Origin of the sequence: Bartonella sp. CR127HXZ, from assembly GCF_042194555.1 — a bacterium.
Classification (GTDB): domain Bacteria; phylum Pseudomonadota; class Alphaproteobacteria; order Rhizobiales; family Rhizobiaceae; genus Bartonella; species Bartonella grahamii.
In genome coordinates, this window is record NZ_JBHIMZ010000002.1 from 177,401 (window position 1) to 203,674 (window position 26,274).

Consider the following 26,274-nt stretch of genomic DNA (forward strand, 5'->3'; position numbering starts at 1 on the left):
TTACTCTTCTTTATGAAAACCACTTGACCATTCCCACAACCGAGCCAAATGGTCGTAGTCGCCTTCATATCGTTTTGACATGGGGACAGCATATGAGAGATAGCCTTGTTGTGGATTTTGATAATAAGTTATGAGTGCGATAAGATTTTCCCATGCATTTTCACCAAGATTAACAGCACTTAGGTGAGTTTTTCCGTCTTTTTTCTTTAAAAGAATTGATTGGGATTTAATTTCACCTTTTTTGTTAAGGGGTATGTAAAATAAATTTGAGGGAGTAAAATCTTGAAAATCTGGGAATCCCCCTTGTATGAGTAAAGCTGTTTCTAAAGCCAATTGCGGAAATAATAATTCACGAACTTGTTTTGATGAAGGAGGGGTACCAGTTTTGAAATCTAGAATTTCAACTGTTTTATCTGGCAAAACATCAAGACGATCAGCACGTCCTGAAAGGGTTACCCCTGTTGTTCCTATAGGGATTTTTTGTGATACCACTTCCGAATATCGCTCTCGCAGTCCTAAACTTTGTTCCCATTGAATAAGGCGTGGAGCAAGATTTTCAAAACTATTCCACCAAATTACTTCAATGTCGGGTGGAAAATTGAATTTATCAAACTCTTTACGTCCAATAGAAAGCAGCACATTGAGTGCATTTGCAGCATTTGGATTTTTTATTTGTGTGCAAAAAGCTGCAAGAATAGCGTGATAAAGTGTTCCACGTTCTGAAGCGCTAGGATCATGAATAAGTTCTTTAAGTGGTTTGAGCCGTAAGATTTTTTTAGCATAAATAGCATAAGGATCATACCGCAATGTTTCTATTTCAGTGACTGAAAAATGACGCGGACGTATATCAAGAGGTGGAGCAGGGCAAGGACGTTCCACCTCAGAAGTTATGCTTGTATGATCAAGCATCTTTGCCCAATGGCGTAGTATTTCACCTCGTTCACGGATTTTTTTCCAAACCTGTTTCCCTACAACTGTTTCCATGCGTTGTAGCCAGCGTGAAGGAATGGAGGGTGTATGATTAACGCGCAATGCGCGACTCATCACCACTTTATCCATTCCCATCGCCCATTGAAAATCATGCGCGGAAAGACCAATACGCTGCTCTGGTGGCTCCAGAGTTAACATCATTTTCATCGGTCGCGATAAAAAAGCATCATTTCGGGTTGATATCGGCCATGACCCTTCATTAAGACCGCCGATGACCACTGTATCAACTGTTTGCAAACGTGATTCCAAAGTACCCCAGATGAATAAACGTGGATGTCCTCCAGGCGAAGGTGTGACGGAACGGGTTGCTATTATGGCAGAAAACATAGCGGGCCATTCGCAAAGATGAAATGTTAATCCTGATTGATCACTGACCAATTCACGTAAAAATTTTGATAGGGCTTGTCCTGCTTCGTGTTGATAAAGATGTGCAAGAGAATTATCTTCATTGCGACCAAAATTTTCAAAAACCTCAACAGTTGCTATCGCAGCTTCGGTGATGGTGCATTCTTTCTCTTTTTTCATAAGAGATGTTAAAGGTTCAACAGCTTTCCTCAAAAGATGACAAAGGAAACGTGCTTCTTCACATTTCTGCTGATCAAGAGCGTTGATTTCAGAACTATTATGAAAGTGCGTTTCAATCCATTTTTCAAGAAATTGATCACATTCGCAAAGATTGATGCGCCCTGTATTCCCTCGAAGAATAAAAAGTTCAAAATTTTCTGCCATTTCGCGTAAACGATGACGGTTTTGTTGGAGTGTTGTCAGAGGATGTTTAAGAAGAGAAAGAAAAGCAATGGGATCATCGGGTTGCAACACATTTTCTAAAATAAGCCGTAAGAGAGTTACAGGCAATGTTTGTGCAAGTGGTATTCCGCTTGAATCATTTGCTTCAATTCCAAATCTCTGTAATTCCACAGCAACACGGCGTGCTAAATTACGGTCATTTGTAATAAGGGCCGCAGTTTTTTGGGGTTCTTCAATAGCTTTACGTAAGGTAACAGCTATAGCGAGAGCTTCTTCACGTTCATTTATAGCTTCAATAAATGACCAATCTGCACAAAGATTTTCATAATCATCACGGACAATTTGTATCCATTTATCTGTTGTAGAAGCTGGTCGGAGTGCTTCTGATAAAAGAGCCATTCGTCTTTTCTTTGTTATACTTTGTTGGCCAATTTCGCAAACATGATGACGTTGACACTCCATGAGAGTTAGAAGTTTTTTTAAATGATATTGAGGATGGCTAAAAACATTTTCTGCAGGATCAAAAAAATCACAAGCTGTTTTTTCTTTATGGCTTGTGCATAGTGCATTCCATTGTTCTTCATCCATATGAAGATCAAGGCCAGGAAGAACAACAGCCCCTTTTGGCAGAGAAGCTATAACCTTTAAAAGATGAGAAACTGCGGGCATAGAACCTGACACACCAGCTGCAATGACCGGTTTATCAGGCGGCATACGTCGTAAAGTCTCTGCGTGCATTGTGAGTGCTTGATTACGCCATTCAGCGGGATTACTTCGTTGTCTTTCTGTCAAGATTTTTGGCCAATTTTGCGTAACAATAGTCAAGAAATCGAGCGTTATTTGCCACCATTCAGCGACCATATCAGGTGCAATATTTTTAAGTTTTGACCAGTCTGCTCCTTCTGTTTCAATTTCGTCCATCAAGTGTGCTAAATCTTGCGCAAGCCAAATCGCATCAGCACTATGAGCCGGAATAAGCACATCTTCTGTGCCAAACATGGCACGCAGATGCGCAGGTAAATTTTCACGCCATGGACGAATAAGGCGTGCTAAAAGTAAAAGACGTTCGCTTTCTCCAATAGGCGGATCGAGAGTGCTGGTATGATTTTCAACAAAAAGGAAACTGTCTTCATCTACATCTCCTAGAGCACGAATGGTTGGCAAGAATGTTGATTGTGTATCACTTCTTTCAACAAAGGCTAAACGCAAAGCGCGAGCAGCACGACGTGTCGGAACATAAATAAGGCTATCGGCAAGGGCAGTTTGAATATCTCCACTGGAAGCGAAATTATCAATAAGGCTACCAGAGAGTAGTGCATCAACAAAGTGAGGCAAAAAAGCAGTTCCCGGAGAAATAGAAAAGACACGCGGTTTATAGGTCATATGATCTCATATTTGGGATAACAAATTTCAGCTTATTGATTATTTGTATTATTTTGACTGTATACAATATTTATACAAGGAAAAACTGAAAAGCTATATTTATACAGCAGATTTTTTATTTTAGATTTAAAAAATCAGTTTCATAAATAATATTTTCCCATAAAAAGCTTGGGAAAAAAAATAATATTTCCACCCTTCACAGCGGAAATAGATTACTTTGATGGAGAGAGTTTTGCAAAAGTTTATCGTGCAAGCCTCTATTTTGCTAGGATTACATCCCTTATGCAAAATAGAATGCCCAAAAATATCATTATGTTGCAATTTTATATGTTTGTTTTTAAAGAGACATCTTTCATTGTACTTGAGCTTACCTCGTAATGTCGTCCCGTAAATAATATAAATGAATAGTATAACTTAAACTTCCGTGAATGGGATAAGATACACCACACACCACCATCGTTACATCATAACGCTACAAACCACCATCATCACTTTTTTACCCTCACCCAATATTTTGAAAGCTCTTGGCTATGGAGAAGATTTATAAGAGGCTTTGTATTTCTTGCTTCCAGTGTTTTACGCACACATCAATCCTACTTATGACATGCAAACAAACGATTTTGATTGTTTCAATATAAGAAACTTATAATATTCAGATTTTTAACCCAATATAAAAAATGATAAATTATCATTATAAATCAAATTATTGTAGAAAATATTTTTCTTTATTTTAAGAGCGTACTTGGTAATCTTTAAAAGCAGAAAATTTTATTTTAGGAGCTCTTTCTGCCTCATAATTCAATGAAAAATGATTCTCCGCTAAAAAGACTGGATCACCTTCTAAATCATACGCAATAGCAGAGCGGTGATTGCTGAGAAACTTTTGCAACTCATCTTTGCTCTGCGCTGAAATCCAACGACATAAATTAAAACGCGCAGACTCAAAATTCACTGGCAAAGAATATTCTATTTTTAATCGTTCTTTTAAAACATCAATTTGCAAAGCACCAATAACACCAATGAGAGAAGGCGACCCATCATCAGGAATAAACAATTGTACAACCCCTTCTTCAGCCATTTGTTGCAAAGCTTCTTTGAGCTTTTTTGCTTTCATTGGATCGCCCAAACAAACACGACGCAAAATCTCTGGTGCAAAATTTGGTACTCCCTTAAAGAGGATATCTTCTCCTTCAGTCAAAGTATCGCCAATACGCAATGTTCCATGATTAGGAATCCCTACGATATCACCGGCATAGGCTTGATCAGCAATTTGGCGTGAACGCGCAAAGAAAAATTGTGGAGCCGAAAGTGTCATTGGTTTTCCTGTTCGAACCAACTTTGTCTTCATACCACGTTCAAGTGTTCCCGAACATACCCGAAAAAATGCAATACGATCACGATGATTAGGATCCATATTTGCTTGAATTTTAAAAACAAATCCCGTCATTTTAGGTTCCATGGCTATGACATTGCGCTGATCTGCACTTTGGTCACGAGGACTTTGACCAAAATCAATAAGCGCATTGATCAAATCACGAACACCAAAATTTCGCAAAGCTGAACCAAAATAAACCGGAGTCATATGACCTTCACGGAAAGCTTGAAGATCAAAATTCTTGCAAACACTTTGAGCGAGTTCTACCCCTTCAATAAAAGTTGAATGTTGATATTCAGGAAGTAAATGGACAACCTCTCTGGGATTTGAAACTATCTGCTGTGTTATCTCATCATCTTTTTGACGAAAACGATTATGATAAAGGTCATAGGTACCAACAAAATCTTTACCCGTACCAATTGGCCATGTTATAGGCGCAGTATCAAGAGCAAGCTTTTCTTCAATTTCATCTAAAAGCTCTATAGGATCACGTGCCTCACGATCCATTTTATTGATAAACGTAACAATAGGAATATCCCGCATCCGACACACTTCAAACAATTTTAATGTTCTAGGCTCAATTCCCCGTGCCGCATCCAAAACCATGACAGCACTATCAACAGCTGTGAGTGTGCGATAGGTATCGTCCGCAAAGTCCTCATGTCCTGGAGTATCTAGGAGATTAAAAATATGATTTTCATATTCAAACGTCATCACCGAAGTTACAACGGAAATACCACGATCACGCTCAATATTCATCCAATCAGAACGGGTTTGAATACGATCTTTTTTGGCTTTTACTTCTCCTGCAAGTTGAATAGCACCACCAAACAATAAAAGCTTTTCTGTCAATGTTGTTTTCCCAGCATCTGGGTGAGCAATAATTGCAAATGTACGGCGTCGCTTTACTTCCTGCACTCTCTTTTCCATTATTCCTCCACAGGACGTGCAAGCGCTTCAGCAATCAGTGCACGCATTTCATTAATCCCATAAAGCGCTATAAATGATCCCCATCGTGGACCTCGCTCTTGTCCCAGAAGGACTTCATACAACATTTGAAAAAAAACATTGGAAACACCAGGCCCACCTTCAGGGCTTTTTTTGCTATGATCTTGATAGCGTTCCGTTAACCGCGCAACATCAAGAAGCATATTTTGTAGCATATTGCCATCAACAGTTTCAGGTAAATTAGCTAATTTTTCATCAATTTGTGCTAATGTTGCTCGTTCGCTATCATCAGGGAGCCGGAATTTTTTGTTTGGTTTAACAAAAACATCAAAATATCTAATGGCAAACTTCACTAATTGATTAAGTTCTGGATAAGTTTGTGCATTTGCTCCTTTAGCGTAACGAGAAATAAAACCCCAAAGAACTTCTGCATTCTCCGCATTTGAAGCACTTACCAAATTTAAAAGCATCGCAAAGGAAACAGGCAAATCAACCTGCGGAGGACAACCATTATGAATATGCCATACAGGATTATTCAACCGCTCTTTCCATTCTTGGCGACCATAGGCTGAAAGATGCGCATAGTATTCATCAACCGCTTTAGGAATGACATCAAAATAAAGCCTTTTTGCTGTTTTAGGCTTTGAAAACATATAAAGCCCTAAACTCTCTGTTGGGGCATAAGTAAGCCATTCATCAATGGTTAAGCCATTTCCCTTGGATTTGGAAATTTTCTGCCCTTTCTCATCTAAAAATAGCTCATAGTTGAATCCTTCTGGGGACTTCCCACCTAATACTTTACAAATTTTAGAAGAAAGATTTGTGGAATCGATAAGGTCTTTTCCTGCCATTTCATAATCAATGCCAAGTGCTGTCCAACGCATTGCCCAATCCACCTTCCACTGACATTTAACCTTGCCCCCCGTAACCTCTGTTTCTATGGTTTCTCCTGTTTCTGGTTCGATATAAGTAACTGTACCTTTTTCAACATTACGCTCAATCATCGGTACCTGTAATACTTTTCCAGAAAAGGGAGAAATTGGTAAAAAGAGCGAATAGGTCGCTTGCCGCTCTGCACCCAATGTTGGTAAAATAATTGCCATAACCTTGTCATAACAGGCAAGGATTTTCAAAAGTGTTTCATCAAAACGACCAGAATGGTAATAATCCGTAGCACTTGCAAATTCATAATCAAAACCAAAACGATCAAGGAAAGCCCGTAGCCGCGCATTATTTGCTGCCCCAAAAGAAGGATAGTCATCTCCAAAAGGGTCGGGTACACGGCTCAACGGTTGACCAAGATAATGTTCCATCCTCTCGCGATCAGGCACATTCTCAGGAACCTTGCGCAAACCATCCATATCATCAGAAAAACAAAGCAATTTTGTTTTTACTTTATTCTCCGTAAGAATATGAAATGCATGACGCACCATGGTTGTACGTGCAACTTCCCCAAAAGTACCAATATGCGGTAAACCAGAAGGTCCATAACCTGTTTCAAATATCACACTGTCTGGATAACCCGTCTTTTCATACCGTTTGATAATCTTACGTGCTTCTTCAAATGGCCAAGTTCTCGATTGAAAAGCCGCATCTTTTAATTCAGGCGCAAGGTTAAGGGTATCACACTGATCACGCATCATTATTTGTCCTAAAAATTACACTCTTTCAAAATAGGGTGTATGGTTCTTGAATTTATTCGTCAATAATAGCAAGCAAAAAGATGAAAATTTCTTTATACTCTTAAGTCACAATACAAAAATCGCCCTCGCTATAAACATATTTTGTTCTGATAAAAATCAAAAACATTCAATATTATAAAGCAAAATTGACTTGTTTTGATTATCAGAGCCTTCATTGCTATTATTATCATGAATTTTGCTTATTATACTGATTTAGTACAAAAGCGAAGCCTCTAACATTGAATGAACGGACTGCAAAAACCAACAGATAAAAATGCTTAAGTTAGGCATTCCATACAAAAGTACTTCCCCTACTTTACACTTGTCACTGTAATTTTCTATTTCTTTTTTTGTCACCTTGATGACGCATTGCTAATGTACGCAAACGTAAAGCATTTAATTTAATAAAACCAGTTGCATCTCTTTGATCATAAGTACCTTGATCATCCTCGAAAGTTACCAACTCACTCGAATAAAGTGATTTTTTACTTTGGCGCCCTTCAACAATTACGTTTCCTTTATAGAGTTTTAACGTGACTTCACCTTCAACATGTTCTTGAGATAAATCAATAGCTGCCTGCAGCATCTTACGTTCCGGCGAAAACCAAAATCCATAATAAATGAGTTCTGCATAACGTGGCATCAATTCATCTTTCAAATGAGCTGCACCACGATCTAGCGTTAAAGATTCTATAGCTCTGTGAGCCGTTAAAAGAATGGTCCCCCCTGGTGTTTCATAAATACCCCGCGATTTCATACCCACAAAGCGATTTTCTACCAAATCTAACCGACCAATACCATTATCGCGCCCATAATGATTTAATTCTGCAAGTAAAGTTGCAGGAGATAAATTTTTTCCATTGATTGAAACAGCATCACCTTTTTTAAAGCCAAGAGTGATTCTGGTTGCTTGATCTGGAGCATCTTCCACCGAAAGAGTACGCATATGGACATATTCAGGAGCAGGAAGTGCTGGATCTTCTAAAATCTTTCCTTCTGATGAAGAATGCAATAAATTTGCATCCACTGAAAAAGGTGCTTCGCCTTGCTTATCCTTTTCTACAGGAATTTGATGTATACGAGCAAATTCAAACAGATCTGTCCGACTCTTAAAATCCCAATCACGCCATGGAGCAATAATCTTTATATCAGGGTTAAGAGCATAAGCGGAAAGCTCAAAGCGTACCTGATCATTGCCTTTGCCCGTTGCCCCATGAGCAATTGCATCTGCTCCTGTTTCCTTAGCAATTTCAATAAGGCGTTTTGAAATAAGTGGGCGTGCAATTGATGTTCCTAAAAGATAAGTTCCCTCATAAACGGTATTGGCTCGAAACATCGGAAAAACAAAATCACGCACAAATTCTTCGCGCAAATCTTCAATATAGATTTCTTTAACACCTAACATTTCAGCTTTACGACGAGCAAATTCTAGCTCTTCCCCCTGCCCCAAATCCGCTGTAAAAGTTACAACTTCAACGCCTAGCGTACTTTGCAACCATTTGAGAATAATTGACGTATCCAATCCCCCTGAATAAGCCAAAACAACTTTTCTAATATTTTGCCACTTCTTCATTTCAAAATTCTATATGAGCTGCTCTTTTATCTCTACCTAGAAATCAAAACAATGCAACAAATATAAAAATAAATTCTCTTTAAGCAACATTAAAAAGACGCAAAAAACGTAAATAAAAACGCTTTAGAGTGTAAATAATGAATACTGCTTAAAAATAAAAGGAGATTTACGTGTCATTTCTACCGGAGTGGTCTATTGTTGTACAATTTTCTTTAGCATCGTTGATTTTAGCACTTATTCCAGGACCTGATATGATGCTTTCTGTAGGACGAACCATTACACAAAGCAAAAAAGCTGGAATTATGTGCGCCTTGGGTAGTGCAACAGGGTTTGCCATTCAGGTTACCGCTGTAGCACTTGGCTTATCAGCGCTTATTTTTGCTGCGCCACACACTTTTATTCTTCTAAAAATTGCTGGCGCCTTTTATCTTTTATGGTTTTCTTTTCAAGCGTTACGGAGAAATCCAACTTTTTCCTTCGAACAGACATCTTCTAAATCTCAAAGCGCTAAACGTAACTATCTTGCTGGTATTGGAATCAATCTTTTAAATCCTAAAGTTATACTCTTTAACGCGACATTCTTACCACAATTTATCAATGCGGATGATCCTATGGCAACACAAAAGCTACTCTTTTTAGGACTCTCTTATATCCCTATTTCTTTTCCCATTACAATTTCTATCGTTTTTACAGCGCATAAACTTACCAAAATTCTCAAGAAAAAACCTCTTTATATTCGCTTTCTCGACTGGCTTATTGCTGGTACTTTTACTATCTTTGCCCTCCATCTCCTTATAGTTACAAAAATTGATTTATAAATGTAATTTATCGTTTTTAATTTAAATGAGAACCAAAATATTGTAGGATTCTCTCATTTCAAACCTGTTTATTTTGAATCAAACAATATCTTTCCCTTGTACGTTATAAGCGAATCGGGAGTTTTCGTGTGTGAAGCGAAATCTTTTTAAAGAACGTAATAAACAAAAGAGTGAGGCAATACACAATCTCCACTTTTTAAAAGATATTACCGTAGATGCTTTTAAAAGTCATAAAATAGAATTAAAATGTACGATAATAATATGGAAATTAGTTAAGACCCTTAAGACTTCATATTGCCTCTAAATGAGGTTTCCTCCTTATTTTAGAAATTACGCAAACAGACTGCTATATACAATATTTCTCCCCATTGAGCATATAAAAGCTGAAACTGTTCGTCTAACACTTATCCATCTTAATCTCTGTCTCACACATGCTATTATATGCTGATTTACTGAAAAAAAAGCATAGGCTTTAATATCGCAGAAAGTTGCATTAACTAATGACCAATGGCATTTTCAAGTCGCAAACGTTCAGATTTCCGTAAACGCTCTGAAGCTGATTTAAGTTGTCCACATGCCGCTAAAATATCGCGTCCACGCGGTATCCGAATAGGAGAAGCATAGCCCGCTTGATTAACGACATCAGCAAAACGCTCGATTTGCTCCCAATCAGAACACTGATAATTGCTCCCTGGCCACGGATTAAAAGGGATTAAATTGATCTTAGCAGGAATCCCTTTCAATAACTTAATCAATCGCTTAGCATCATCTAAACTATCATTGATATCTTTCAGCATAACATATTCAAAAGTGATTCGCTTTGCATTGGAAAGACCAGGATAATTACGGCAAGCCTCCATTAGTAAAGCAAGCGGATATTTTTTATTAATGGGAACAAGCATATCCCTTAATGTATCGTGTACTGCATGGAGTGAAATCGCCAACATAACACCAATTTCTTCTCCGGTTCGGATAATTCCAGGAACAACCCCACTGGTTGAAAGCGTAATCCGACGTTTTGATAAAGAAAGCCCGTCGCCATCAGAAGCAATCAATAAAGCTTTTTTAACAGCTTCAAAATTATAAAGAGGTTCTCCCATCCCCATCATAACAATATTGGTAATTTTGCGACCTTCAATGGGAACTATTGCCCCATCAGGGGTATTTTTATCAGGAAAATCACCCAAACAATCACGTGCAACCAATAATTGTGCCAAAATTTCTTCCGCAGTCAGATTGCGAACAAGCATCTGCGTTCCCGTATGGCAAAAAGAGCAAGTTAACGTACACCCTACTTGCGATGAAAGACATAAAGTACCACGTCCTTCTTCAGGGATATAAACCGTTTCAATTTCAACAGGCCTTCCAGCTCCACGTGCAGGAAAACGTAAGAGCCATTTACGCGTACCATCTTTTGATATTTGTTCTCCAACAATTTCTGGGCGCGCAATGGAGAAATGACACTTAAGTGTTTCTTGCATTGCTTTAGAAATATTCAGCATCTCATCAAAATTTGAAACGCCACGCACATAAAGCCAATGCCAAAGCTGACGCACACGCATACGCGTTTGATGCTCTGGTACACCAACTGTCTTTAAAGCCTGCACCATCTCATCTTGCGACAAACCAATTAAAGAGAGCTTAGAACTCTCCTTCACGACCACATTATCTGTTTCTCGCGCAAAACATGAACCAACTGGTCTAAGGTCATAGGAAATGGCCATTGCTTTCCAATTCACATCACTATTTTAGAAATTATCGAAACCTTAATGGCACTTTTGAGCTGCATTTAATGCAGCAGTAACCCCTTTTAAGGAATAAGTATAAGTGGTATGCGTTCCTCGTTTTGATATCGCTTTCACTGTCATATTGCTTCCTGCACGCATAGCAGAAACAAGCTGCTTTTCTAGCTCTGATGAAGCCAACCAAGCTGAGGAATCTTTCGTGAAAAAATCAAAGTCCTTACCTCCAATGGTCACTGTCACTCTCGACCCTTCTTGAAGGGTATAACCAGCCATAAACTGCGGTTCAAACGAAATAGGTGAATGAGAACGCTTGGTAACCAAGAAAAAGTTATCACCATGATTAACTGTCGTTGGAAGAGCCTTCAAAGGTACCGATAACACATAGCAAATCGTATTTTTGGGCGATTTATAAGAATAGGCTCCCCACGCTTCAAATTGATTTAAACGGCTTGGCGTTTGTGCATATGCCACGCCCGCTGTAACAAAAACCATTACAGATGCAGCAATAACAGTCTTTTCAAACATCTTCATTTAGCTCACTTCTTTAGTCTCTAACAAGATTCTCTTCATTGGAAAAATTCAACAAAAACTCCTCGATATCCATGTGTTATTGTCTTAATTCCTTCAATAAGCGAAATATTTTCACACTAACCAGAATAGATTTCCACGTTCCATTGTGACCTTTTAATCGTTACCAAAACATAAACTTCTTATTCAATAACCACATTAAAAAATAACATCTTCATTTTATGCTACTCATTTCGTTTTTGTATAAAAAACGATTTCTTTAAGCTATAGAACTTCAAAACGAGATGAAAATATACCATCACTCTGTTAAGAAATAAACCATACTCTTTATGTCACAAGCAATCTGATGCAAAATTTTGAAAATACACCCCATACTCCCCGCAAAAAAGCTTAATCGCCTTACGGATATCACTTCTCGACTTTATGCATTCAATACATTTATGTTCACAAAATACTCCATCTTTCACCCATTATAGTGCATTCATACTTCGTATTCAATATCGTCCCGATAACACTTTTTCTCAATCTTCAAAATATCTTGTAAAAATAATAAAATATTATCAAGATATTAATAATAAAACATAAAGAATTCAGATTCTATCTCAATAATCACATACCACTTTGTTTCTTTTGATCTTATTTCCCTATATATTTTATCTCCAATTATTAATTTCTAAAATGATTTTAGTAGCTTATAATAGCTTAATCATATTATTTTAATATGTTAGACGACATTTTCCTTTCTGTTATAAAAAACTTCCTAAGAATTCTTTTGAAAAGTTTCCTTCTCTTATTTCTAAGTAATTTATCAACAAAAATATAAAATCTTTTTCTACAGCAATTTTAACCTTATCGTTTTTTAACAACATTTTAATCAATTAAAGTGGATCTGAATAAATCTTCCCATGCACAAAGCTGTTTCACCCAACCTAAAGCTATAACTTTCATTTTTACCGTACAAAATTGTTTTTTAGCATGGGCTCTATAAAACAGCTGACATCTAAATCATATCTATAAAATAGTTGACCTCTCCACTTGTGAAGAAGCAAACCGGCACCATAACACTATTTTCCAGCTCCCAATGTTTTGCTACAACCCTCGATACTTGAGACGATTCATAGGAAGCATTTTTACCCTTTCTTGTACAGTTTTTATCCACACGCTAATTCCATTTACAACATGCAAAATAGTGAATTATATTTATAAATCAATATCTTGCTATACTGAGGATACACTCTTATTTCTTCTTGAGCATTAAAATATTATCCCTAAACACTCAAACTCAATTTACGAAAAAATTCGATGCACAAATAAATTTTTCTGTTGATTTCTTTCCCGCTTTCAAAGGACAAAGATTCTTAATCCAATCTGGACTGAAAAAGTTTGGATTCTTGTCGAGCGGTCTCCTCTTGTCTTCCCACTTATGTGATTTACCTAACCAAAAGCTCTACAAACAAGTCCTGCTTAAGAATATTTACCACACATTCTAAAAGCATTTAATGTATTAAGAAGACTTACATGCCTTATCTCTCCACACCTCAAATGATGGCTTTTTACAGTACAACAGGATAAATTAACCCACGAAGCATAATGATTAGATGCTTTAATATACAAGAGCAAGTAACAAAAACAAGTACTTCGTTTTTGTTACTTGCTCTTTAAAAAGAAGGTTCGCTTAGAAACGATTTCTCAAAATTGCATGACATAACCTTTTGTTATCAGTCTTTTAAGATAAAAATTATATTATTTTCTACGTTCCGTGGTGTATACCTTGCAACTTATACACTCATAATATCTTCTAAGCTGCATTTGATTCTGAAGTTTGAATCAGTAAAGCATAAAGCGCATTAGCATTATGCGTATTGCGCAATTTTTGCACAACATCAGTGTGACGCAAAACACGTGCGATCTGTGATAAAGCTTTTAAGTGATCTGCACCAGCATTTTCAGGTGCTAAAAGGAGAAAAACGAGATCTATAGGTTCGTCATCAAGAGCTTCAAAATCAACAGGACTTTCAAGACGTGCAAATATACCAATGATCCGATTAATATCAGGTAATTTTCCATGAGGAATCGCAATACCTCCACCCAAACCCGTTGAACCAAGCTTCTCGCGTTGTAAAACAACATCAAAAATCACATGCTCACTAAGACCTGTTAGCTTGGAAGCTTTTTCGGCTAAAATTTGCAGAACCTGTTTTTTCGAATTAGCCTTAAGAGCCGGAATGATCGCTTCCGGTGCTATTAACTCACTCAAATTCATACTTTAATTTTCCTCTTACACGCTAAAATGCTCATCAATAAACCTATAAACGGTATAGATACTTAATGTTCTTTCACTTTTCGCAACATCGCATGTGTTTTTACTTTTCAATTTATAATGGGTGATGGCTCAATACATCTCATATCACTTCTAACACAACAATAAATAGTATTCGGATCATCATTAACGGCATGAGAAACCAAAGAAATGAAGTTGTTCATAAAGTTAATTTCCTCACGACTCTAGAAAAGGTCATTATTCATAAATTTATTAAACTTGTCATAAGAGTTGATGTATAATTCGCCATCAGAGTTTTTCTTTCTTTAAAAATGAGCCCTTAAATTAAGATGAAAAGCATACTGAGCAAAATGGACCTTTACTTTGAAAATTACTGTATAGCTTGAACATCGCCTTATAACAAGAATATAAAGGTTTTTAGAGATTTAATGATTATTTTGAAAGGTTTATAGATTTATCCTGATATCTTTAGCCGAGCTCTTATTTTCAAATAGGCCATATAAACCAATAAAATACGACAACTCCTATTGAATAACCGCAATATATAACCGGTGCTCCCATCAAAATACCTAAAACAGCATCATCGATATATTATTTGATTCGACAGAGAAAAATATGATAAATATCTCTTACCTTTCAATAACACACGCATTTATTGAGAGCTTCGTTTATCACTCATTATCAAGTTAATCTAGTGATATCTTTTCTATGATACAATCATGAGCAAGCTAAACTTATAAAACAACAAACTAACCCTCTAATGATGAAGTCTTTTTCACCACTCAATAACAACATTAAGGTTATAGTCATAAAAGAAGTTTTGGCATAAATAAGGAGATTTTCAGTAATAATGTTTGGTTAAACTTAAATGGAAACTCGTGAAAGCTGTAAAATCAAAGAGAAAACTGATTTCCCAAATAAATTCTGCGTACATCAACGTTGTTGATAATATCATTAGGACAACCGTGAACTAACACCCGCCCTGTATGAATAATATAAGCGCGATCGACAAGCCCTAATGTCTCACGCACATTATGATCCGTTATTAGAACACCAATGCCACGCCTAGTTAAATGACGAATAAGTTGTTGAATATCGAAAATAGCGATAGGATCAATTCCTGCAAATGGTTCATCAAGTAACATAAAATGGGGACGAGAAGCTAAAGCGCGCGCAATTTCAAGTCGCCGACGTTCACCTCCAGATAACGAAAGTGCAGACATTTTACGTAAATGATCAATTTTAAATTCATGTAAAAGGCTATCTAACTCTTCACGTTGTTTAAGGCGATCTTTTTCAACGACCTCTAAAACAGCTTTAATGTTATTTTCTACTGAAAGACCACGAAAAATAGAAGCCTCCTGTGGAAGATATCCAATACCTAAACGCGCACGTCGATACATCGGAAGATGCGTAATATCAAATCCATCAATTTTAATGGATCCTCCATCAGATTTTATGAGCCCCGTAACCATATAAAAACAAGTTGTTTTACCTGCCCCATTGGGCCCTAAAATGCCAACGGCTTCTCCCGTACGAATGCCAAAAGAAACACCATTAACAGTTCGTCTTCCTCGATAAACTTTAATCAAGTTACTGGCAATCAAGGTCCCTTTTAAGGGATTTTTTGAAGCTTCACTTTCAAGATTATATTTATCGGTCTGTTTTTTTCTTTTGATTCCAAACATGAAATCTTAATGGCCATTCTTTTGATTTTGTTTTAAAATAATAGAAACACGACCTTTTTTCTTAGGCGTCTCACAACCTTCTAAAAAAGCCTTTCCGCTTTCCATATTTGCCGTTAGTTTGCACCCCGTGGCCACATTGTCACCGTCAGTTAACACAACATGACTCCCTGTCAAACTCATCATTTTTGACTTTCCATCAAAAACGCCTTTATCACCCGTAGCAATTTGCGTAGCAATTTTTATATAAACTTTTCCTAAAGCTTCCATTTTTTGTATACCCGACGAACCAAATAAAGAAACAGATGATGCCTTTGTATCTTCCTTGTTTTTATCAATTTCTTTATATGCTTTATCGTAGTAAACAACTAATTTTGCCGTTCTTAAAAGACGTTCACCTTGCACCACTGAAACATCACCTTTAAAAAGCGCTATCCCTTCTTTATCACGTATTTCCAAAGAATCTGCATGAAGTTCTACCGGTTCTTTGTCGCTTGATAAACTTATTCCAAAATGAGCCACTTCGGCATATCCTAAAACTGCTCCTCCTAACATTCCCATGCTAAAAGCCAAGGTCACACCTATCCATCTTTTGTACGATTTCATTATTTCAATTCTTCTGTTTGTATATACACATACTTCTCTTTATAAATATCCTTTGAAGATTCGTATTGATATTACGTCATTGCTTTTGAAGCACTAAATGCACACCACCATGGAAATACATGTTTTTTCCTTTTTCTCGAATTTGTAAGGCATTTGCGGCAAGATGCAAACCGGCTTGCTGAATATTAACACGCTGATCTGTTTTTAACTGTCCCTCGGATAAGTTAATACTCGCTGACATAAATTGTGCCATCATCCCATCATTCGTCGTAATGGTGAATGGCTTGTCCAACTGTAAAAAACCATTAATGTTATCGTAAACCCCCCCTTGTGCTGCGAGAAAAACCTGTTTTTGTTGGCCCATAAATGCTTTAGCTGTAATGTTTTGCAACCCAATCATTCCAGAGTGTGTATGGTCTTGAAATGCCTTTTCTGCTTTAAGCCAATAAGGTTCATGAGCACGCGTATACCCTTCTAACTTTGGATTGAGCATTGTCAAATTCACCACGCCACTTTCTTCATTATTCAAAGGCATAGAATCAGAAGTAACGGGAACCAAGAAAAACGTAAACCAGCAAAAAACCAGCGCTGAAATCAACGCTAAGAGAGGTAAAAAAATTTTTAATATGCTAATACGACGCGAATGAAGGGATGCTTTTTTAAAAACATCTCCAAAAGATGATTGCGTTGAAAAGGCTTCATAATTATTGTGTACGGACATACTCTCCTAATCTCTTAAATACTCCGCATTTTTAATCTGTATAACCTTTATAGAAGGTATTTTCAAATTTTGTTTCTTGCAATTTGTTTTTTCTTGGTTTTATTTTGCTTTTATCCGTTTATATATTGTAATATGCATGAAGTGCACAATTACAAAAAAATTTTTGTGTGAAAGTGAGGCTATTGTGGTAAAATCAGAGCTTGTGCAAATTATCGCTCGTCATAACCCGCATCTTTTTCAACGGGATGTAGAGAATATTGTAAACGCTATTTTTGAGGAAATTTCAACAGCACTTGCAAATGGCAATCGCGTTGAACTTCGTGGATTTGGAGCTTTTTCTGTAAAAAGCCGTTCAGCCCGTAATGGACGTAATCCACGAACAGGTGAAGCCGTTTCTGTTGAAGAAAAGTGGATTCCTTTTTTTAAAACTGGCAAGGATTTACGCGACCGTCTTAATCAGTGAGAAACTTATGATAATTAAACGTATTCTTCTAACAAGTATCGGTGTGATTCTCACAGCGTTCTTGATTATTTTTATCGTGGCTAATCGTCAGATGGTTCCGTTAACCCTTGATCCTTTTAGAGCAGATTCTGAAAGTTTTACTTATCATGCTCCCCTTTTTATATGGCTCTTTATTTTCTTTGGTTTTGGTATTTTATTAGGAAATCTGATCAGTTGGTTTTCCTATCACAAATACAAAAAAGCTCTCAAAAAAAGTAAAGCAGAGATCGAGAAATTGAAAACGTCTATCACAAATCTGGTGTAATGGTATTTTAATAAAATCTTTTCTCTCTGTATTTTATATTCAGTACAGAGTTAAAAGTGCTCTTTTCTTTTTTTATACATATTTTATACATATTTTAATTGGCTTTAGCTCTTTTGCACTTTTACGAAACACTTAAGAGCTTTATAATATATTTTCATACCTCATATACCGTGATACAAAACATGTCCGCACAATGCTTTCAATCCTCCTCCCATAACAATAGATATCCGCAGGAAAAGTTGCCCCTTATTTTAGAAACAGGTGTAAGTGAAAACTATGCTCTCATTGATTCTGGTCATGGACAAAAATTAGAACGTTATGGAGCTTACCGCATTATTCGACCAGAAGGTCAAGCACTATGGAAACCCGCTTTACCACGAAAACAATGGGCTGATGTTGATGCTATTTTCACAGGAAACCGTGATGAAGAAGGGGTTGGTCGTTGGCATTTTCCTAAAAAGCCACTTGATGAAACATGGACTCTTTCTTGGAATGGATTGTTTTTTCTAGGCCGTTTTACTTCCTTTCGTCATGTGGGGGTTTTTCCTGAACAAGATGCTCATTGGCGCTCTATGGAAGAGCAAATTGTTAAAGCCGAACGTCCTATAAAATTGTTGAATCTTTTTGGCTATACAGGTATTGCCTCTTTGATTGGGGCACGAGCGGGTGCGAATGTTACCCATGTTGATGCTTCTAAAAAAGCCATTGCGTGGGCAAAAGCTAATCAAGAAAAAGCAGGATTACCAGATCATTCTATTCGCTGGATTTGCGATGATGCTATGAAATTTGTCGAGCGTGAACTGCGTCGTAAGAAAAGCTATGATATGATTCTTCTTGATCCCCCTGCTTATGGGCGTGGACCCCATGGTGAAATTTGGCAACTGTTTGATCATTTACCCGCTATGATCTCAAATTGTCGTAAACTTCTCTCTGATAAACCGCTCTCTGTTGTCCTTACAGCTTATTCTATTCGTGCTTCCTTTTTTGCACTTCATGCTTTAATGCGTGATGCATTTGTAAATCTTGGTGGTACGGTCGAATCAGGAGAACTCATTTTGCGTGAAGAAGTTTCAGGACGTGCTCTTTCTACTTCTCTTTTTAGCCGTTGGATTGCTTGAATATGTGTAGACCCAAAACTGGTAGAGTGAAAGAAATTACCTCTCTTAGCAACCCCATCATAAAAGACCTTAAAGCACTTAGCCAAAAGAAAAACCGTAATAGAGAAGGTCTTTTCATGGCAGAAGGATTGAAATTGGTCATTGATGCTCTCAATCTCGGCTGGACAATACAGACGCTTATTTTTTCTAAAAGTAAAATCGGTAATGCTGCTATCGAAAATACTGCCGCACGTGCTGTAGCCAACGGTGGTTTTGTTATTAAAGCCTCACAAAAGGTTATGGAATCACTTACACGACGCGATAATCCACAAACAGTTATTGGTATTTTCAAGCAAAAATGGCACTCTCTTGAAATGATAAAAGGACAGATTAAAGATGTTTACATCGCGCTAGATCGTGTACGTGACCCTGGAAATCTTGGTACCATTATTCGAACTGCTGATGCTGTAGGTGCTAAAGGTGTTATTTTAATTGGCGAAACAACAGACCCTTTCTCGCCTGAAACGGTCCGTGCAACCATGGGATCTATTTTCTCTGTACCACTTTATCGTCTTGATGAAAGCGCCTTTTTAAACTGGTCTGCTCACTTTAAAGGTATGATCGTTGGAACACATCTCAAAGGATCTCTGGATTATCGCACACTTGATTTCAAAAATGGCCCTATTATCCTTTTAATGGGAAATGAAAAACAGGGATTATCAGATCTTCTTACAAATCGGTGTGATAAACTTGCGCGTATTCCACAAAGCGGACGTGCAGACTCGCTTAATCTAGCTGTAGCAACAGCTGTTATGCTTTATGAAATCCGTCGCCCCTATTTAATACTGGAACCATGTGAGGAAAAATATGATGCGTAAATCACTCCCTTTTCTTCTCTTGGGCTTGGCTTTTACAGTAGTACTTGATCAAGCTGTCAAATACTGGGTTATGCACAATATGCCTTTAGGAACAGAAATTTCGCTTATACCTTTTCTTTCCCTTTATCATGTGCGTAATTCTGGCATTGCATTTTCGTTTTTTTCTTCCTTTTCTCACTGGGGAATCATCGCCATCACAATCATTGTGATTATCTTCCTTCTATGGCTATGGAAAAATACTGAACATAATAAGTCTTTAATGCGCTTTGGCCTTATTCTTATTATTGGGGGAGCAATTGGCAATCTCGTTGATCGTATTCGCTTTCATCATGTCACTGATTATATACTCTTTCATATTGATGATATTTTTTATTTTGCTATTTTCAACCTTGCAGATAGTTTTATAACTCTCGGTGTTATTGCCATTCTTATTGAAGAATTGCGCACTTGGATGAAAGAAAAACGTCATTCTAACAGTACATCTTCTCATTGATATGCTCATTGTCTTAGAAAACAGAGCTTATTGACCATCATAAGCCTGATTGTAAATTGATTTTTCTTGGATAATTCTTGCAGCTAATTGTTTTTCGTGTTTCTTTTCATAAAATTATAAAATCTTATTTTTCAACTTTACACTTCTACACTTGGTCAATGCAAAAGAAATGAACTCAAATAGAAATCAATATTTTTTATCCATATGTCCTCTATCAAATTCAGAGAGAAAATATTTTACAGCATTTAAAGTTCTATTATTTGCTTAGAACATTTGCTTTTCATATGTTTTTTAGTTTTTACAGATATTGTTTTTTACAGAGCCTTTCTTAAGTGCTTCGTTAAAAAACTCTCCTTTTTTATTTTATATATTGTTTAATAAAAAACATTTTTTCAACTATTTTCAATGGTGTATTGTTAAAGCAACCTATTGATTATAAATATAAATCATCGTTTTTTATATTGGATAAAAGCCCTTAATAGCCTAAATCTCTTTTATTTGAAATATCATTTAGCATACAAAAAGACAGTTTATCACTATATATCAATATGTTATATAAATCCAATTCAATAGCTCTTCTAACCGTGCAAAACAGGTGCAATATTGAAGGTTGAAAAATAGTATTATAGATACTTGCCGCTCTTCTTACAAATGCAAAAATAGTGGATATTTTATAAAGGATTGTATTACATAGTTTCTGTGAATAATAAAAATTTTTTGAGTGTAGTCTTTTTATCTTGTAAAAATATGGCAAAAAATGGAAATATTTTTTATTAAAATGAACCGTTTCCTTACCAATTTGTAAGGTTCCTTCTTCATATAAATCTCTTGTAATTTTTAAATAAATCTCCATAATAAGAGCAAATATGCTGGAATTCTGTCAGTGATTCTTAAGGGTTTTTGTATTTGCCCAATTAAGGCTTATGCCAAGCTTATCTGTGTAATGACAGAGACACTTTTAAAGCCCTATACCTGACGGGACATATGCTAAAGGATTTTATATTATGGCTAATTTTAAAAATTTACGTTCGGCGCCTACTTCTCACGCCGATGCATCAATTGATCAGGGATTGCGCGATTATATGTTGGGTGTCTACAATACAATGGCCATTGGTTTGCTTATTACAGCTGCTGCCGCTTATGTAATTGTATCATTAGCAACGACAACAGATATGAGCCAAGCAGCAGCTCAAATCAATAGCAGTGTTTATTTAACATCATTTGGAGTAACATTTTATACATCGCCATTCTCTTACATTGTTATGTTTGCACCACTCATAGCAGTTTTATTCCTCAGTTTTAAAATTAATACATTGAGCACAAATGCTGCTCGTAGCCTCTTTTTTGGTTATGCTGCTCTGGTTGGTCTTTCACTGTCTTCAATCGTTTTGCGCTATACGACAGAAAGTGTTGTGCAAACCTTTGTCATTTCCGCTGCAGCTTTTGGAGCTCTTTCACTTTATGGTTATACGACAAAGCGTGATCTCACGGCAATCGGTTCATTCCTATTCATCGGATTGATCGGCTTGTTTCTTTCCATGATTGTGAACATTTTTCTTGGATCAAGCGCTTTGCAATTTGCTATCTCTGTGATTGGCGTGTTGATCTTTGCTGGTTTAACAGCCTACGATACCCAAAGCATTAAGTTGATGTATTATGAAGGAGATGAAAGCGACACCAGAGGACGTAAAGTTATTATGGGCGCGTTGAATCTTTATCTTGATTTCATCAATATGTTTGTCTTCTTGCTACAATTTCTTGGCTCAAACCGTGATTGATTGCAGAAATCATAACTTAATTAAAGAACCTTGTTTCTAAAAGAGACAAGGTTCTTTTGTTTTTAGTGTAAGTCTTTACCCTTTGCCTCTTAGGGACTATTCTTTTCGCAAAATGACAAAAATACCTTATAAGCAAAAATTCCCTTGGTTTACCGGTTTTATCCAACAAAAACTCCATAGCTCCCTTTTAAATGCAATTCACAGCCGCTCTCATCATCAATCAAACATCATCAATCAAAATAGTAATTATGATCTGACTGTTGCTTCCTATAATGTGCATAAATGTGTAGGTGTTGATAAAATTTTTAATCCTACAAGAATTGTCCGTGTTATTACTGAATTACAAGTTGATATCCTTGCTCTTCAAGAAGCAGATAGACGTTTTGGAGAACGCGTCGGTTTGATTAATCTTCAGCTATTAAAAGCTGAAACCGGTTTGATTCCTGTACCTCTTAATACTATGTCACCTCATGGACACGGTTGGCATGGGAATGCTCTTTTTTTGCGAAAGGGATATGTACGTGATACTTTACAAGTCACTCTGCCTAGTATTGAACCACGTGGGGCTGTAATTGTAGAGTTGGAAATGGCAGCAGGCCCTATTCGTATTATTGCGGCTCATTTTGGCTTATTACGTTACTCTCGTAAACAACAAACAAAAATGCTCCTTGAAATTTTCCAAAAACGCTCCCTTATGCCTACACTCCTCATAGGAGATTTTAATGAATGGCGGATGGGAAAAGGCTCATCTTTAAATCATTTTTTTCCCTATTTTGATAGCACTTTTGAAGTTGTACCAAGTTTTCCCTCTCGCTTTCCTTTTTTAGCCCTTGATAGAGTTTTTTCTTTTCCCCACCAATTGGTAACAAGTATTGAAAATCATCATTCACCGCTTGCACGCATTGCTTCAGATCATTTGCCTATCAAAGCCTATCTTAATCTTTCCAACGCAATCAACATTCTTAAAAATAAATAAAAAAATTAATGTGCCTCATCCCAATTTTGAGCCGTCATGACTTTTACTTCAAGCGGTACAGATAAAGATAAAATCGGCATTGTAGCATTTTCCATAACATTTTTAACAACAGCCATGGTTTTTTTACTCTCTTCTTCTGGTACTTCAAAAATCAGTTCATCATGCACTTGCAGCAACATTTTTGCTGATAGTTTTTCTTCTTTTAAAGCATTTTCCATCTGTATCATAGCGCGGCGAATAATATCAGCCGCGGAACCTTGAATTGGAGCATTGATAGCTGCTCGCTCATTAAGAGAACGAATTTTTACATTCTTTGCTTTTATTTCTGGATAATGGATACGACGTCCAAAAATTGTTTCTACGTAACCATTTTCACGTGCAAAGATTTTGGTCTTCTCCATATAATCTTTAATTCCTGGAAATCTTTCAAAATACAGTTGAATATAACGACCCGCTTCTTGGCGTGAAATTCCCAATTGATTTGCTAATCCAAAAGCTGAAATACCATAAATAATACCAAAATTAATCGCTTTTGCACGCCGTCGTATATCTGAATGCATTCCTTCTATCGCAACACCAAACATTTGTGATGCCGTTATAGCGTGAATATCATGCCCTTTAGCAAAAGCTTCTTTTAATGCTTTTATATCCGCAATATGTGCAAGAATACGCAATTCAATCTGACTATAATCAGCAGAAAGTAACACATGTCCTTTTGGAGCAATAAAAGCTGTTCGAATTTTACGTCCTTCAGCAGTCCGCACTGGAATATTTTGCAAATTTGGCTCTGATGATGATAACCGCCCTGTTGATGTTATTGCCAAAGAATAATTCGTGTGAACTCGCCCTGTTTTTGAAAAAATATAAGAAGGCAAGGCATCTGTATAGGTAGATTTTAGCTTTGCAAGTTGACGCCACTCAATAATTTTACGCGGTAAAACATGACCTTCAGCAGCCAACTCTTCTAAGGTCTGTGCAGAAGTTGACCATTGTCCACCCTTAGTTTTAGCGCCTCCAGGTAATCCCATTTTTCCAAAAAGGATATCCCCTAATTGCTTTGGCGAAGCAAGATTAAACTTTTCATCAGCTTGTTTGTAAATTTCCTCTTCTAGAATCAAAGCAGCTTGTGCCAATTCTCCTGAAAGACGCAATAAAATCTGCCGATCAATAAGAATCCCACGTTCTTCCATTCTTGCAAGAACTTCTACAAGGGGTCGATCAAGACGTTCATAAATTTTTGTCATTCCACGAGCAACAAGTTGCGGTTTTAATACTTGCCAAAGGCGTAGCGTTATATCAGCACGTTCCGCCGCATAAAGGGTTGCTTGTTTTAAATCTACTTGTGCAAAAGAAGTAATTTTTTTTCCGTTATACGTTAAGTCTTTATAGGAAATTGGTTTATGCTCAAGCCAACGTTCAGATAAATCATCCATATTATGGGTTAATATTCCAGCATCAAAAGCATATGATAAAAGCATGGTATCATCAAAAGAGCTTATAATAATGTCGTATTGCTTCATCACCAACCAATCATATTTTATATTCTGACCAATTTTTAACACCGATGAATCTTCTAATATTGGTTTTAAAAGTGCTAAAGCTTTTCGGGTCTCAATCTGCGAGGCAATGTGCCCGCCCCTCAAAAGATCCTCTTCTCCTTCATCAAAATGTTCAAGAGGTATATAAGCTGCTTTTTCTGGCTGTAATGCGAGTGAAAAACCAACAAGCTTTGCTTGCATCGGATCAAGAGATGTTGTTTCAGTATTAAAAGCGAAAAAACCCTGCTCTTGTGCTTGTGATAACCAATCTTTTAAAATTTCCTCATCAAGAATTGTTGTATAAGCATCTCTTGTAATTTTTTGAGTCAGCGCTTGATCTTTACGTTTTTGTGCAAAAACTTGTGGAGAATTTTCAGAAAAATTATGAAGAGATGCGCGCTCAGTATTTTTGATATCAGAATCATGCCCGTGGCTCAGTTTTTCCCATTCAACATCTATATCAAGTGCATCAATAACAGCCGCATCGCATGACGTTGCCTCTGCCACGCGACGCGTTAATGTTGAAAATTCCATCGCTTTCAAAAAAGCAATTAAACGTGGACCATCTTGTGGCTCCAAAATAAAATCATCTAAATCATTATCTATAGGAACATCTGTTTTAAGCCTAACAAGTTCACGAGAAATTTTAACTTGTTCTCTATAAGCTTGAATGTTTTCACGTCGTTTTGTTTGTTTAATTTCTGTTACGTTTTGCAATAAAATATCAAGAGAATCAAACTGATCTAACAACTGAGCTGCAGTTTTGGGACCAATGCCTGGAATACCCGGTACATTATCCGTTGAATCTCCAATTAATGCTTGTAAATCAATCATTTTTTCAGGTGCAACACCCCATTTTTCTACAACTTCTGAGATACCTATATGCTTGTCTTTCATTCCATCATATAAAGATACATGCGTATTTACGAGTTGCATAAGATCCTTATCAGAAGAAATAATGGTTGTTTTTGCCCCAACCTTTGTTGCCAATTTTGCATAGGTAGCAATCAAATCATCCGCTTCAAAGCCTTCCTTTTCAATACAAGGCAAATTAAAAGCCTTCGTTGCTTGACGTATCAGCGCGAATTGAGGAATTAGATCTTCAGGAGGTTCAGCGCGATTCGCTTTATATTCAGGATAAATTTGTTTCCGAAAAGTATCAGATGAATAATCAAAAATAACAGCAAAATGTGTTGGAACAATACCAGTCGCTGTATTACGAGCATCACAAAGTAATTTCCATAACATATTGCAAAAACCAGCTACTGCTCCTACAGGAAGTCCATCCTTTTTACGTTTTAAAGGCGGCAAAGCATAATAAGCACGAAAAACATAGCCTGATCCGTCAACCAAAAAAAGATGATCTGTTGCTTTCATGACAATTTTATTTCTCCATTTTAGCTAAAAACGCAAATTACCCTTATATATTTTTTTCACTTTTATTTTATTTTTTTCACTTTGCCTCTAAAAAGCCATTTTTTCTTTTCATAAGACATGAAGTCGTTGCACTTTATATTAAGTACCTAGAGCTTTTCTTTGCTGTTACAGGATTAATAGCTTTCATTTTGCTCCTCCTATGATAGCTGAGGTACGATGTAGCGACAGGGTCGTTGTGGTGTTCCCCTCCCCACAACGACCGTTTTTTTTGACATCCATATTCTTTAA

19 protein-coding genes are annotated in these 26,274 nt (G+C 36.8%); 8 read left to right on the forward strand and 11 right to left on the reverse strand.

Annotated elements, in window-relative coordinates; all coding sequences use genetic code 11:
* The 4 genes from addB to ACFIKY_RS02115 all read right to left on the reverse strand — a co-directional run bounded on the left by addB (position 1) and on the right by ACFIKY_RS02115 (position 8,698).
* Positions 1-3,120 (reverse strand): double-strand break repair protein AddB, encoded by a 3,120-nt coding sequence (addB, locus tag ACFIKY_RS02100; protein ID WP_375635371.1) that lies wholly within the window; start codon positions 3,118-3,120, stop codon positions 1-3.
* 730 nt (positions 3,121-3,850) lie between these two features.
* Positions 3,851-5,425, reverse strand: coding sequence for a peptide chain release factor 3 (locus ACFIKY_RS02105; RefSeq protein ID WP_208438469.1), 1,575 nt, complete (start codon positions 5,423-5,425; stop codon positions 3,851-3,853).
* Positions 5,425-7,086 (reverse strand): lysine--tRNA ligase, encoded by a 1,662-nt coding sequence (locus ACFIKY_RS02110; protein ID WP_375635370.1) that lies wholly within the window; start codon positions 7,084-7,086, stop codon positions 5,425-5,427. Before ACFIKY_RS02110 ends, ACFIKY_RS02105 begins: the two co-directional genes overlap by 1 nt.
* A 364-nt stretch (positions 7,087-7,450) precedes the next feature.
* A complete protein-coding gene (locus ACFIKY_RS02115) occupies positions 7,451-8,698 on the reverse strand; it encodes an argininosuccinate synthase (protein ID WP_375635369.1) in 1,248 nt (415 codons plus the stop codon).
* A 170-nt stretch (positions 8,699-8,868) separates the two neighbouring features.
* Here ACFIKY_RS02115 and ACFIKY_RS02120 point away from each other — a divergent pair, with 170 nt between their 5' ends.
* Complete coding sequence (locus ACFIKY_RS02120) at positions 8,869-9,516, forward strand: LysE family translocator (protein WP_375661329.1); 648 nt, start codon at positions 8,869-8,871, stop codon at positions 9,514-9,516.
* A 497-nt stretch (positions 9,517-10,013) separates the two neighbouring features.
* On the opposite strand, the gene rlmN is transcribed toward ACFIKY_RS02120, so the two are convergent.
* From rlmN to lptC, 6 genes are all read right to left on the reverse strand, one after another.
* On the reverse strand, positions 10,014-11,240 hold the full coding sequence (gene rlmN, locus ACFIKY_RS02125) for a 23S rRNA (adenine(2503)-C(2))-methyltransferase RlmN (RefSeq protein ID WP_012754451.1): 1,227 nt from the start codon (positions 11,238-11,240) through the stop codon (positions 10,014-10,016).
* Positions 11,241-11,282: 42 nt separating this feature from the next.
* Positions 11,283-11,786: an invasion associated locus B family protein gene (locus ACFIKY_RS02130; RefSeq protein WP_026500150.1), complete on the reverse strand. Its 504-nt coding sequence runs from the start codon at positions 11,784-11,786 to the stop codon at positions 11,283-11,285.
* A 1,801-nt stretch (positions 11,787-13,587) separates the two neighbouring features.
* Positions 13,588-14,052, reverse strand: coding sequence for a PTS IIA-like nitrogen regulatory protein PtsN (gene ptsN, locus ACFIKY_RS02135; protein WP_012754449.1), 465 nt, complete (start codon positions 14,050-14,052; stop codon positions 13,588-13,590).
* Positions 14,053-14,963: 911 nt separating this feature from the next.
* Positions 14,964-15,758 (reverse strand): LPS export ABC transporter ATP-binding protein, encoded by a 795-nt coding sequence (gene lptB / locus ACFIKY_RS02140; protein ID WP_375635367.1) that lies wholly within the window; start codon positions 15,756-15,758, stop codon positions 14,964-14,966.
* A 6-nt stretch (positions 15,759-15,764) separates the two neighbouring features.
* Entirely contained in the window at positions 15,765-16,361 is a 597-nt protein-coding gene (locus ACFIKY_RS02145) for an LptA/OstA family protein (protein ID WP_375635366.1), read from the reverse strand.
* Between the two features lie 76 nt (positions 16,362-16,437).
* Positions 16,438-17,082 (reverse strand): LPS export ABC transporter periplasmic protein LptC, encoded by a 645-nt coding sequence (gene lptC / locus ACFIKY_RS02150; protein ID WP_375644358.1) that lies wholly within the window; start codon positions 17,080-17,082, stop codon positions 16,438-16,440.
* Positions 17,083-17,266: 184 nt separating this feature from the next.
* Between lptC and ihfB the strand changes: the two genes are divergently transcribed.
* The 7 genes from ihfB to ACFIKY_RS02185 all read left to right on the forward strand — a co-directional run bounded on the left by ihfB (position 17,267) and on the right by ACFIKY_RS02185 (position 23,071).
* On the forward strand, positions 17,267-17,545 hold the full coding sequence (ihfB, locus tag ACFIKY_RS02155; RefSeq protein ID WP_012754445.1) for an integration host factor subunit beta: 279 nt from the start codon (positions 17,267-17,269) through the stop codon (positions 17,543-17,545).
* 7 nt (positions 17,546-17,552) lie between these two features.
* Positions 17,553-17,849, forward strand: a complete 297-nt coding sequence (locus tag ACFIKY_RS02160) for a lipopolysaccharide assembly protein LapA domain-containing protein (protein ID WP_375635364.1) — start codon at positions 17,553-17,555, stop codon at positions 17,847-17,849.
* Between the two features lie 182 nt (positions 17,850-18,031).
* Complete coding sequence (locus ACFIKY_RS02165) at positions 18,032-18,967, forward strand: class I SAM-dependent methyltransferase (RefSeq protein ID WP_375661330.1); 936 nt, start codon at positions 18,032-18,034, stop codon at positions 18,965-18,967.
* A gap of 2 nt (positions 18,968-18,969) precedes the next feature.
* The gene (locus tag ACFIKY_RS02170; RefSeq protein ID WP_273787537.1) at positions 18,970-19,824 is read left to right on the forward strand and encodes an RNA methyltransferase; all 855 of its coding nucleotides are present in this window, start codon (positions 18,970-18,972) and stop codon (positions 19,822-19,824) included.
* Positions 19,814-20,317, forward strand: a complete 504-nt coding sequence (gene lspA, locus ACFIKY_RS02175; protein ID WP_375635362.1) for a signal peptidase II — start codon at positions 19,814-19,816, stop codon at positions 20,315-20,317. The genes ACFIKY_RS02170 and lspA overlap by 11 nt, the downstream gene beginning before the upstream one ends.
* Positions 20,318-21,321: 1,004 nt before the next feature.
* Entirely contained in the window at positions 21,322-22,095 is a 774-nt protein-coding gene (locus ACFIKY_RS02180) for a Bax inhibitor-1/YccA family protein (RefSeq protein WP_012754440.1), read from the forward strand.
* A 112-nt stretch (positions 22,096-22,207) separates the two neighbouring features.
* Positions 22,208-23,071: an endonuclease/exonuclease/phosphatase family protein gene (locus ACFIKY_RS02185; RefSeq protein ID WP_375644356.1), complete on the forward strand. Its 864-nt coding sequence runs from the start codon at positions 22,208-22,210 to the stop codon at positions 23,069-23,071.
* 5 nt (positions 23,072-23,076) lie between these two features.
* Here the strand turns inward: ACFIKY_RS02185 and polA are convergent, their stop codons facing one another.
* On the reverse strand, positions 23,077-25,986 hold the full coding sequence (gene polA / locus ACFIKY_RS02190) for a DNA polymerase I (protein ID WP_375644355.1): 2,910 nt from the start codon (positions 25,984-25,986) through the stop codon (positions 23,077-23,079).
* Positions 25,987-26,274: the final 288 nt, after the last annotated feature.

Excerpts from the sequence above, each read along its gene's own strand:
- lptC (WP_375644358.1), bottom strand. The coding sequence starts at position 17,082 with ATGTCCGTACACAATAATTATGAAGCCTTTTCAACGCAATCATCTTTT.
- lspA (WP_375635362.1), top strand. The coding sequence starts at position 19,814 with ATGATGCGTAAATCACTCCCTTTTCTTCTCTTGGGCTTGGCTTTTACA.
- rlmN (WP_012754451.1), bottom strand. The coding sequence starts at position 11,240 with ATGGCCATTTCCTATGACCTTAGACCAGTTGGTTCATGTTTTGCGCGA.
- ACFIKY_RS02130 (WP_026500150.1), bottom strand. The coding sequence starts at position 11,786 with ATGTTTGAAAAGACTGTTATTGCTGCATCTGTAATGGTTTTTGTTACA.
- ptsN (WP_012754449.1), bottom strand. The coding sequence starts at position 14,052 with ATGAATTTGAGTGAGTTAATAGCACCGGAAGCGATCATTCCGGCTCTT.
- polA (WP_375644355.1), bottom strand. The coding sequence starts at position 25,986 with ATGAAAGCAACAGATCATCTTTTTTTGGTTGACGGATCAGGCTATGTT.
- ACFIKY_RS02115 (WP_375635369.1), bottom strand. The coding sequence starts at position 8,698 with ATGAAGAAGTGGCAAAATATTAGAAAAGTTGTTTTGGCTTATTCAGGG.
- ACFIKY_RS02160 (WP_375635364.1), top strand. The coding sequence starts at position 17,553 with ATGATAATTAAACGTATTCTTCTAACAAGTATCGGTGTGATTCTCACA.
- addB (WP_375635371.1), bottom strand. The coding sequence starts at position 3,120 with ATGACCTATAAACCGCGTGTCTTTTCTATTTCTCCGGGAACTGCTTTT.
- ACFIKY_RS02110 (WP_375635370.1), bottom strand. The coding sequence starts at position 7,086 with ATGATGCGTGATCAGTGTGATACCCTTAACCTTGCGCCTGAATTAAAA.
- ACFIKY_RS02105 (WP_208438469.1), bottom strand. The coding sequence starts at position 5,425 with ATGGAAAAGAGAGTGCAGGAAGTAAAGCGACGCCGTACATTTGCAATT.
- lptB (WP_375635367.1), bottom strand. The coding sequence starts at position 15,758 with ATGTTTGGAATCAAAAGAAAAAAACAGACCGATAAATATAATCTTGAA.
- ACFIKY_RS02185 (WP_375644356.1), top strand. The coding sequence starts at position 22,208 with ATGACAAAAATACCTTATAAGCAAAAATTCCCTTGGTTTACCGGTTTT.
- ACFIKY_RS02180 (WP_012754440.1), top strand. The coding sequence starts at position 21,322 with ATGGCTAATTTTAAAAATTTACGTTCGGCGCCTACTTCTCACGCCGAT.
- ACFIKY_RS02165 (WP_375661330.1), top strand. The coding sequence starts at position 18,032 with ATGTCCGCACAATGCTTTCAATCCTCCTCCCATAACAATAGATATCCG.
- ACFIKY_RS02170 (WP_273787537.1), top strand. The coding sequence starts at position 18,970 with ATGTGTAGACCCAAAACTGGTAGAGTGAAAGAAATTACCTCTCTTAGC.
- ACFIKY_RS02145 (WP_375635366.1), bottom strand. The coding sequence starts at position 16,361 with ATGAAATCGTACAAAAGATGGATAGGTGTGACCTTGGCTTTTAGCATG.